This window comes from Pseudomonas sp. (genome assembly GCF_049590575.1).
Lineage (GTDB): Bacteria > Pseudomonadota > Gammaproteobacteria > Pseudomonadales > Pseudomonadaceae > Aquipseudomonas.
In genome coordinates this window covers 17,820-28,020 of sequence record NZ_JBAWDE010000088.1, presented here as the reverse complement: position 1 = coordinate 28,020, position 10,201 = coordinate 17,820, and the positions used below count along the sequence as shown (strand labels likewise).

General features: G+C 59.8%; 7 protein-coding genes and 4 pseudogenes. 8 read left to right on the top strand and 3 right to left on the bottom strand.

All coding sequences use genetic code 11. From position 1 onward, the window contains the following. From WBR57_RS06830 to WBR57_RS06820, 3 genes and pseudogenes are all read left to right on the top strand, one after another. Positions 1-708: EamA family transporter (locus tag WBR57_RS06830; RefSeq protein ID WP_424083183.1), on the top strand; the 708-nt coding region annotated here is incomplete at its 5' end. A 205-nt stretch (positions 709-913) separates the two neighbouring features. After that, positions 914-2,251, top strand: a complete 1,338-nt coding sequence (locus WBR57_RS06825; RefSeq protein WP_424083182.1) for an MFS transporter — start codon at positions 914-916, stop codon at positions 2,249-2,251. A 17-nt stretch (positions 2,252-2,268) separates the two neighbouring features. Next, positions 2,269-2,427, top strand: a pseudogene (locus WBR57_RS06820) (DCC1-like thiol-disulfide oxidoreductase family protein); the annotation flags it as partial. A 57-nt stretch (positions 2,428-2,484) separates the two neighbouring features. Here the strand turns inward: WBR57_RS06820 and WBR57_RS06815 are convergent. Beyond that, a pseudogene (locus WBR57_RS06815) lies at positions 2,485-2,688 on the bottom strand (isochorismatase family protein); the annotation flags it as partial. A gap of 379 nt (positions 2,689-3,067) precedes the next feature. On the opposite strand from WBR57_RS06815, the gene WBR57_RS06810 reads away from it, so the two are divergent. The 5 genes and pseudogenes from WBR57_RS06810 to WBR57_RS06790 form a co-directional block, all read left to right on the top strand. After that, positions 3,068-3,916, top strand: coding sequence for a hypothetical protein (locus WBR57_RS06810; RefSeq protein ID WP_424083181.1), 849 nt, complete (start codon positions 3,068-3,070; stop codon positions 3,914-3,916). 154 nt (positions 3,917-4,070) lie between these two features. Next, positions 4,071-4,976 carry a hypothetical protein gene (locus WBR57_RS06805; RefSeq protein WP_424083180.1) on the top strand — a complete coding sequence of 302 codons (906 nt, stop codon included), beginning with the start codon at positions 4,071-4,073 and terminating at the stop codon, positions 4,974-4,976. A gap of 66 nt (positions 4,977-5,042) precedes the next feature. Beyond that, positions 5,043-5,510: pseudogene (locus tag WBR57_RS06800) on the top strand (aldo/keto reductase); the annotation flags it as partial. A 78-nt stretch (positions 5,511-5,588) separates the two neighbouring features. Further along, the gene (locus WBR57_RS06795; RefSeq protein ID WP_424083179.1) at positions 5,589-6,266 is read left to right on the top strand and encodes an Asp/Glu racemase; all 678 of its coding nucleotides are present in this window, start codon (positions 5,589-5,591) and stop codon (positions 6,264-6,266) included. A 71-nt stretch (positions 6,267-6,337) separates the two neighbouring features. Beyond that, positions 6,338-6,466: pseudogene (locus WBR57_RS06790) on the top strand (TetR/AcrR family transcriptional regulator); the annotation flags it as partial. Positions 6,467-6,773: 307 nt separating this feature from the next. Here WBR57_RS06790 and nirD read toward each other — a convergent pair. After that, positions 6,774-7,133 carry a nitrite reductase small subunit NirD gene (gene nirD, locus WBR57_RS06785; RefSeq protein ID WP_424083178.1) on the bottom strand — a complete coding sequence of 120 codons (360 nt, stop codon included), beginning with the start codon at positions 7,131-7,133 and terminating at the stop codon, positions 6,774-6,776. Continuing rightward, complete coding sequence (nirB, locus tag WBR57_RS06780) at positions 7,133-9,673, bottom strand: nitrite reductase large subunit NirB (protein WP_424083177.1); 2,541 nt, start codon at positions 9,671-9,673, stop codon at positions 7,133-7,135. Before nirB ends, nirD begins: the two co-directional genes overlap by 1 nt. Between the last annotated feature and the right edge of the window lie 528 nt (positions 9,674-10,201).

The window sequence follows — 10,201 nt, the reverse complement described above, 5'->3', positions numbered from 1 at the left end:
CTGCTGGGCCTGCTCATCGCCACCCAGAGCTTTTGCCTGTACTCCGCCGTGGCCCGCGTGCCGGTGGCGCTGGCGTTACTGGTAGCCAATGTGTTCCCGATTTTGCTGGCCCTGCTCACCTGGGCATTGGGCGGGCCACGGCCTACCCTGCGCACCGCCTCGCTGATGGGCCTGATTCTGCTGGGCCTGGTGTTTGTGCTGGACGTACCCGCCCGCCTCTCGACCGACGCCAGCATCGGCCCGCAATGGCTGCTCGGCGTATCCCTGGCCTTGTGCGCCGCCTTTGTATTCGCCTGCGCGCTGTGGATCACCGACCACAAGTTGTCCCAGGTCCGCGGTTCGGTGCGCAGCCTGCTGACGATCTTCGTTGTGTTCAGCAGCGTCAACCTCGCCGGCCTGAGTGGTGCACTCACCGACGGCCTGAACCTGCCGGCAACCCACACCGGCTGGCTGGCGCTCGCCACGCTGGTGGTGCTGTATGGCACAGGCTTTATCGTGCTGTTCATCTCGGTGCCACGCCTGGACATGCCGCGCAATGCGCCGGTGATGAACATCGAGCCACTGGCGACCTTATTAATGGGCTGGATCGTGCTCGACCAAATGCTCAGCGCCGGGCAGATGGCGGGCGGCGTTATCGTGGTCACGGGGATCGTGCTGCTGACGTATCGCAAGTCGCCTCCGACACAGGTCAAGGCCCAGGCCGCTTAAGTCTTCATTTCGCGGTAACGGGGCATTTGAATAAGTGCCCCAGTCTCTGAGCCGCTCTCTGGCAACAACCCTCACCTGGCCCAATTCCTGCCTGCCTCATCCCTGCCAAGTCGCTGCTGACTACGCGGGCGACTCTTTTAGGCCCTGCCACCGGGCCCTCGCCGCCGATAATCAGCCATCCCCTACGCATCCGAGGCCTTCCCCCATGACGAGCCCAGCCACCGAACAGGTCAGCCCCCACACCCTGCGAAAGGTGATCATCGCCGCCGGCATCGGTAACTTCGTCGAGTGGTTCGACTTTGCGGTGTACGGGTTCCTGGCCACCACCATCGCCCAGCAGTTTTTCCCCAGCGGCGACGCCAGCGCGGCGCTGCTCAAGACCTTTGCGGTGTTTGCCGTGGCCTTTGCCTTTCGGCCTCTGGGCGGGATTTTCTTCGGCATGCTCGGCGACCGGATCGGGCGCAAACGCACGCTGGCCATGACCATCCTGCTGATGGCCGGCGCCACGACGCTGATCGGCCTGCTCCCGACCTACGCGGCCATCGGCGTGGCGGCGCCGATTCTGCTGTCGCTGATCCGCTGCGCCCAGGGCTTCTCGGCCGGCGGCGAATACGCCGGGGCCTGTGCCTACCTGATGGAACATGCGCCAAGTGACAAGCGCGCCTGGTACGGCAGCTTCGTGCCGGTGTCGACATTTTCCGCGTTCGCGGCTGCTGCGGTGGTGGCCTATGCACTCGAAGCTTCGCTGTCCGCCGAGGCGATGGGCAGCTGGGGCTGGCGCCTGCCGTTCCTGATCGCCGCGCCGCTGGGCCTGGTCGGGCTGTACCTGCGCTGGAAGCTGGATGAGACCCCAGCGTTCCAGGCGGTGAAGCAGGAGCATGCGGTCGCGCACTCGCCGCTCAAGGAAACCTTGCGCAACCATGGTGCGGCGATCTGCTGCCTGGGCGCTTTTGTGTCGCTCACGGCGTTGTCGTTTTATATGTTCACCACCTACTTCGCGACGTACCTGCAAGTGGCCGGCGGTTTGAGTCGCGCGGTGGCGTTGCTGGTGTCGCTGATTGCGCTGATTTTTGCCGCGGCGATCTGCCCGCTGGCCGGGCTGTATTCGGACCGGGTTGGGCGCCGGGTCACGGTGATGACCGCCTGTGTGTTGCTGATTGTTGTGGTGTACCCGTCGTTCCTGATGGCCAGCTCCGGCTCGTTTGCCGCGTCTATTGTCGGGGTGATGTTACTCGCGGTGGGGGCGGTGCTGTGCGGCGTGGTCACGGCGGCGTTGCTGTCGGAGACGTTCCCGACCCGCACGCGCTACACCGCCTCGGCGATTACGTACAACATGGCTTACACGATCTTCGGCGGCACCGCACCGCTGGTGGCGACGTGGCTGATCAGCACCACCGGCAGCAACCTGTCCCCGGCGTTTTACCTGATTGCGGTGGCGTTGCTGGCGTTGGCGGGCGGGTTGGCATTGCCGGAGACTTCGAGGATTTCCCTGCATGACGTGGGTGCCGAGGAAAAAGGCGCGGTGCCGGTGTTCTCGCGCTAGCATCAAACGCGGGCCTGATCCAGGCTGACCGACCCGACCGGACCGGACCCACTCATGCCCGCCCCACCCCCGCGCCACTGCTCAAGCCCGGCGAAACCTTGGTGTTGTTCGACGGCGAGTGCAAGCTGTGCAACGGCTGGGTAAGGTTCATCATGCGCCATGACCGCCAACGGCGCCCGACCCGGACCACGAGCAACGCTTTTTGAAAGGGTCGCGATGAGGCTCTTGGCGAAGTTGTTGGTGATCACCCCGACGATCAACAGTTGCCGGATCGCGCGCCTGTGCAGCCAGCGTTCCTGGTCCGTCGCGGTGAAGGCGTCCGGGACATTTTTTTCCACCACGTGCTCATCGGCAAGCGGTTGCAGCGCGGGCTGGACTTCGCAGCCCGGTTGGCCCGGCCAGAATACTGAGCCGGGCGTGCGCGAGATGTGTCGCACCTGCCCTTGCTTGTCTGGCTCGCAACCTATCAGTCCTCAGGCTGGGCTAGACAGTGTTTTATTCGAAATCCTGTCCATTTGCCATTACACTGCGCCCTCGAACTTCAGCAAGGATGCTTTGGATGCGTTCGCTCCTTAACGGTGTGCTTCACTCCCTGACTTTGGCCGTACCAGCGATGGCGGAGCTACGGTCGTTCTCGGTCCATGGCCCGAGTATCCACTACCTGGTCAAAGTGCTGTGCCGGTACAGGCAGAGCGCTTGCAGACATTCGCCCGGTCGCTGAGCACCGTGCGCGACAAAACCAGCCTCGCTATCCTCCAGCAATCCGCATGATGGGGCGGGCCCATTAAAATCTTATATGCACTGTAGGAAAATACCTTGGGGAAAAGTATCAATTTAACGCGCTCAGCTGCAGTCATGTTTTCTTCAGTGACGGCGATAGTTGCAGCGCACCTCACGTTGCTATTGCTGTTGTCAAGGCCTTTGAATCAATTTTCAGTGGACAAGGTGGTTGAGTTAGGAAATGGCTTTGGCATCATTAATTCTTTATTTTCTGGCCTGGCATTTGCTGGGTTAATTGTCACAATACTCCTGCAAAGAGAAGAGCTTAGAGAATCTAGAAGCATTTTTACTGCTCAAAAGTTTGAGGATGCATTTTATAGGCTGTTAGCGTTTTACAAAGAAAATTTAAACGACATTAGCGTCCAGGGTCGTCATGAAGGCGAAGTATTCAAGGGCATCGGCGGGTTGTCAGTTCAATTAAGAAACTTCACATCTGCAATAAAGCCTTACCTGAGTTATTTAGACTCGAACATTGAAGTATACCGGTATGCTGTCTACAGAGAAGCACGAAGGGTCCTCGCCCCTCAATCTCGATACCTGGGAACTTTTGAAAGCTTGCTATCACTCATCATGAATGAAGTGATTGACGTAAACGATCGAAAATTTTATGTAAAGCTTGTGGCCTCGCAGTTGACCATTCATGAAGTTAAATACATTTTTTATCGGTGCTTGGTTTCCAGAACTGAATCTCCAATCGTCAGATTGGTAAATGAAACAAAAGTAATTGAAATGCGAATTTCAGAAACCGGAATCAAGCCGGAAATTATAAAGCTTTATAATTGCGTGCATGGGAGTGACATGCCCTTGACTCGAGACAGGGGAGACTCACCTTATACCACGGGAGAAGAGCACAAAATGAGATCCCTATTGATGAAAGGGAAGTAAAAGGGAAAGTAATTAGTTCCGCACCAGTAATAAGCTGAATGGTTGAGGGGGCACCTTGAGTTATAACAGGAATAAAAGAATCGCACTGGATGAGCAAGCTCGGCTGGGACTCAGGTATCTTAGTTTGCTACGCTGTATTACTCATGTGTGTTTGATGGGCAACGAGAGTTTTAAACAGAAGCTTTCTTTATTGGATACAGGGCTGAACTCTGAGCTTGATCCTACTAAAGCTTCGCTCAAAATAATGAATAGCATTGCTCATTTGGAGGGGATTGAAAGTTTGCATGCGACGGGCCCAGGTGTCGTCCCCGCGTCGGCTGGCCTAAGCAAGTATAGTGCTGCTTCTAACGGTGAGCGACCCACGTTGAAACCCGGCTCTTGTGTAAGGATAATCAATTTATTCGGCTGGTGCATTTCAGTAAGCGCAAACAAGTTGTTAGGGGAGGATAAACCATTAACAAAAGGCAAGATTGAAAAATTATTCAGGAGTGAGTTTGAGAAGATTGAGTCCGTCGTTGAGCGTGAGTCAAAAATTTATCATGAATTGGTTACAAAAAAACTTCAGCATTTACATGAAGATTTAGCGTTCCCGCCACAGTGCCGAAATAAAAGCTGGGTTTCTATTGTAGATAAAATCTCACGCATAAAATACAACGTTGAGTCACTGCCGGATTTGCAAGACCTGATCGGGTTGCGCGTAGTCACTATTTTTGATAAGGATATCGAGGTTGTAGCGCGCGTCATAGAAAGGAACTTCAACGTCGTGAGAAGGTACAGCCCGAAATATATTGATGGTGTTGGAGGCGCTTCCCCACTTCATATGGTGGTAAAAAGAAAAAATAGCAGTTTCTTTTTTAAAGAGCATGCTGCATCGTTTGCTATTTTGGCAGAAGTGCAAATCATGACCTTGGCCCAATTTTCATTTGCAAGGGTTTCTCACTCCTTACTTTATAAAAAAGATTCAAATCACAAAAAAAATGCAGGCAATTCATTAAAAAGAATTTCTGCCCTTCTTGAAAGTGTGGATGTGGAGCTGTCAAGAATCGTGAGTGATAAATAAGTTGGCGCTGCTTAGTTAAGTTGGCTTATGTTTGCGCACCACTCAGCTCCCAAGGGATGAAGGCACAACCTGATGGGACCGGGCGAAGGCTCGATTGAAGCCTCATTGACCGCGCTGGCCGAATTGCAACACCAGGGCTTGGTACGGCATATCGGCATCAGCAACGTCACCCCGACGCAAGTCGCCGAGGCGCGCGGCCTGATCACATTCGTCTGCGTGCAGAACCTGTACAACATCGCGCATCAGCACGACAACACCTTGATCGACGAACTGGCCAGAGACGGCATCGCCTACGTGCCGTTCTTCCCACTCGGCGGCTTTACCCCGCTACAGTCGTCGACGCTGTCCAGCGTGGCCGAGCGCCTGGCGGTTACGCCCAAGCAACTGGCGCTGGCGTGGTTGCTGCACCGCGCGCCGAATATCCTGCTGATTCCCGGCACTTCATCCGTCGCGCATTTGCATGAAAACCTCGCCGTTGGCGAACTGCAACTGACGGACGAGGTGCTGGCAGCGCTGAACGCAATCGCGAAGTGAGTGCCTCAGGCTGCCAATAATTGTACGGGCGGCCTCTTAACTCGCGCTAACCGACGCTTTCATCACTGGAAACAACCCATGCGCATTGCCTGCCTGCATACCGCCGCCAGTAACATCAGCGTGTTTGACGCCGCCGCCGAGGCGTTGGGGGTCGGCGCGGAAGTGCTGCGCCATGAGGTCCGCGCCGACCTGCTGGCAGCAGCGGAAAGCGCCGGCCAGTTAACCGATGACATCGTCACGTCAACCGCCTCTGCACTGCTTGCGCTGGCGCAGCACGCCGATGTCGTTTTGCTGACCTGCTCGACCCTGGGCCCGGTGGTTGAAGGGCTTTCGACAAACATCCCGATCCTGCGCACGGATCAGGCCCTGGCCGCTGCGGCGGTGCGCAGCGGCGGCAACATCGTGGTGTTGTGCGCGGTCGAGACCACCCTCGCCGCGACCTTGCGACTATTCTACAAGGCGGCGCTGCACTCGAACGCGAACGTCGAGGTGCGGCTGGTTCCCGGAGCGTGGGCCCTGTTCAAGGCGGGTGATATCGAGGGCTACCTGGCAACTGTCGCCAAGGCCGCCGATGCCGCCTACGCTGAAGGTATCGCGCGGGTTGCACTGGGGCAGGCCTCCATGAGCGCCGCTGCCGTGCGGGTCACGGCAGGCCCGGCGCCACTCACCAGCGCATCCACCGGCCTTTCGGCAGCACTGCAAGTCATTGGCTTCAGCAAGGCTGAGCCACCCTCTCCCGCCACGCCTGCACGCTAGCACGCTGATTCACCTTGGCGTGCCAGGCATGCAGGGCCGCACATTCCGCACCGAACAGCGCCGAGGACAGCCAACGACGCGCCCGCGCCATCTACACCGCGATCGCCGGCGCGCAGTTGATTGCCCGTACGCGCGCCGATATCAGCCTGTACGACGAACTGGTGCAGAGTTACCGGGACGCGGGGCTTGTTCCGGCGTGACGGGCGGGAGACCTGCCTGCGTCATGTAGGTCTCCAGTTGCCCGACCTGCGGCGATGACACCTCAAGGAAGATTCCATCCGCGCAACAGAGAACCTGCGTCAAGGCCAATCATCGGTTGCGGTGATCCCCTTGTGGCGAGCGGGCTTGCCCCGCGTTGGAGTGCGAAGCGCTCCCAATGCAGCCACCGCGGTGTAACGGTTACACCGCGCCGTCAGGGTTTGGGCTGCTTTTCGCAGCCCAACGCGGGGCGAGCCCGCTCGCCACAACGGCCCTTCATTCCGCCCCGTCAGCCACAACAGTTGAGCGTTAACCCACCCCCAACTCCACCACCCCAGCGTTCAAACGCACCGGCCACACCCGTAGTTGGTGTGGCGCCTCCAGGCACTGGCCGTCGTGCAAACGGTAATGCTGCTTGTAGATCGGCGCCGCCACCACCAGCTCGCCCTTGATGCTGCCGACCAGCCCGCGTCCGATCACATTGGCCCCGGATTGCGGGTCGTGGTTGTCGATGGCGTACAGCGTCTGGTCCTGCGCGCCCGGCAGGTAAAACAGCGCCACTTGCGCGCCGTCCAGCCATACCACCACGCCGGAATTGCTGACCAGGTCTTGCTCGTTGCACACACCTTTCCAGATGGCCAGATGGGGTTGCAGGTTGGGCTGGCTCATCAGGCAATCTCCTCAGCGGCAATCAGGTTGAGTTCGGCGGCCATGATCGGCCGGCGCTGGCCGCGCTCCTGGACAAAATGGATGTCCGGGTCGGCGCGTTTGTCGTTGACGAAGGTGCGGAAACGCTTGAGTTTTTCCGGGTCCTTGAGCGCGTTGGCCCACTCGCACTCGTAGCGGTCGACCACCAGTTGCATCTGCGCTTCGAGTTCGGCACCCAGGCCCAGGCTGTCGTGCAGGATCACGTCCTTGAGGAAATCCAGGCCGCCTTCCAGGCTTTCGCGCCATACCGAGGTGCGTTGCAGCTTGTCGGCGGTGCGGATGTAGAACATCAGGAAGCGGTCGATGTACTGGATCAGCGTGGCGTCATCCAGGTCGGTGGCGAACAGTTCCGCGTGGCGCGGGCGCATGCCGCCGTTGCCGGCGATGTAGAGGTTCCAGCCCTTCTCGGTGGCGATCACGCCCACGTCCTTGCTCTGCGCTTCGGCGCACTCGCGGGTGCAGCCGGACACCGCAAACTTGAGCTTGTGCGGCGAACGCAGGCCCTTGTAGCGGTCCTCGATCAGCAGCGCCATTTTCACGCTGTCCTGCACGCCATAGCGGCACCAGGTGCTGCCGACGCAGGACTTCACCGTGCGCGTGGACTTGCCGTAGGCGTGCCCGGTTTCGAAACCCGCCGCGATCAGCTCGGCCCAGATGTCCGGCAGTTCGTGCAGTTGCGCGCCAAACAGGTCGATGCGCTGGCCCCCGGTGATCTTGGTGTAGAGGTCGTATTTCTTCGCGACTTCGCCGATCACGATCAGCTTGTCGGCGGTGATCTCGCCGCCCGGAATCCGCGGCACCACCGAATAGGTGCCGTTCTTCTGCATATTCGCCATGAAGGTGTCGTTGGTGTCCTGCAGCGGCACCAGGGACGCGTCCATGATCGGTTGGTTCCAGCACGACGCCAGGATCGAGCCCACGGCCGGTTTGCACACGTCGCAACCGATATGACCGCGGCCATGCTTGGCCAGCAGTTCCTCGAACGTGGTCACCCGCTCTACCCGCACCAGCGCGTACAGCTCCTGGCGGGTATAGGCAAAGTGTTCGCACAGGCTCTTGTCCACGCTGACACCACGGGCGATCAGCTCATGCTCGAACACCTGCTTGAGCAACCCGGCGCAACCACCGCAGCCGGTGCAGGCCTTGGTCTGGGACTTGAGCAAAGCGAGGTCGCTGCAGCCGCCATCGATGGCCGAACAGATCGCGCCTTTGGTCACGTTATGGCACGAGCACACCGTGGCCGACTCCGGCAAGGCGCCGGGGCCGAGGGTCGGTGCGCCGCTGGACGACGGCAGAATCAGGCTGGCCGGCTCGGCCGGCAGCGCGATGCGGTTCTGCAGGTATTGCAGCAAGGTGTCGTAGTAGCTGTTGTCGCCCACCAACACGGCGCCGATCACGTGCTTGCCGCTCGCGTCCACCACCAGGCGCCGGTAGCTCGCGCTGGCTTCGTCGATAAATTGGTAGCTGCGCGCGCCCGGCGTGTGGGCGTGGGCGTCGCCGATGGAGCCGACGTCCACGCCGAGCAATTTCAGCTTGGTCGACATATCGGCGCCCACAAACGGCTCGGCGGTTTGCTCGCACAACAGCGCAGCCACGCCCCGGGCCATCTGGTAGCCCGGGGCGACCAGGCCGAAGAGGCTGCCGTTCCAGGACGCGCACTCGCCGATCGCGTAGATATTCGGGTCGCAGCTCAAGCATTCGTCGTTGATCACCACGCCGCCGCGCGGGCCGATCTCCAGCCCGGCCTGGCGCGCCAACGCATCCTGGGCGCGGATACCGGCGGAGAACACAATCAGGTCGGTTTCCAGGAATTCTTCATTGGCGAAGTTCATGCGGTAGCGGTAGTGCTCGCCCGCGCTGATCGACTGGGTGGCACGCGACAAATGCACGCCAACGCCCAGGCGTTCGATCTGCGCCTTGAGCGCCAAGCCGCCAAAGTCATCCAGCTGCACCGGCATCAGGCGCGGCGCGAACTCCACCACATGCGCTTCCAGGCCCAGGCTTTTCAGGGCATTGGCCGCTTCCAGGCCCAGCAGGCCACCGCCGACCACCACACCGCGCTGCGCGTTGGCGGCAGCTGCGCGGATCGCGTCAAGGTCTTGCAGGGTGCGGTACACCAGCCGCGAATCGCCTTCGGCGCCCTCGATCGGCGGCACAAACGGATACGAGCCGGTGGCCAATACCAACTTGTCATAGCGCACGCAGCCGTCGGCGGTTATCACCTCGCACCGGGCGCGGTCGATTTCCAGCACCGGCACGCCCAGGTGCAAGGTGACGCCCGGCGTCTGATACAGCGCCGCCTCGGACAGCGCCAACGACTCGGCATCACGGCCGCTGAAATACTCGGACAAGTGCACCCGGTCATAGGCGCGCATCGGCTCCTCGCTGAACACATGCAAGCGGTAGTGCTCCAGCGCGCCGTGCTCGATCAGTTGCTCCACACAGTGGTGACCGACCATGCCATTGCCGACGACGATCAGGGTTTTCAGCTGGTTATTCATATCAAGCACCCGACAACTCATCACGGTTTAAAAAGCAAAAAAAACGCCTGAAACCTTGCGGTTCCAGGCGTCTTTGCCTGTTCTTATGCGGGGTCGGATCGGCGACTGCGCCGGATCTACCGCTATTGTCCCATCGGGTCGATCGCCGTTGATCGAGGTGGGTTGAAGGTAGACTTGCAGGGGACGTGCCAATTGGCCGGGGGGCCCATGTCAGGGGCGCGAGTCGCTGCCTGGTCCGGCCAGCCCGCTGAATCTGCGCCTCCAACTGGTGCGCCTTGCCTCAAATATGTGCACTGATTCGCTTCGGTGGCGAGGGGGGCTGCTGCGCAACCCGGCGCGGGGCAAGCCCGCTCACCACAGCAAGCCCGCTCACCACGGCAAGCTCGCGCGCCACAAAAAGCCCAACGGCAAAAAGCTGGCGCGTGACTTGCTAGGAACCCATCCATCAAGCAGTCAACGCTGACTGCCCACTCACGACAAAGGCGCCGTGCAATCCCCGTGTTCAACGGAGGGTTGCAGGGCGCTTTT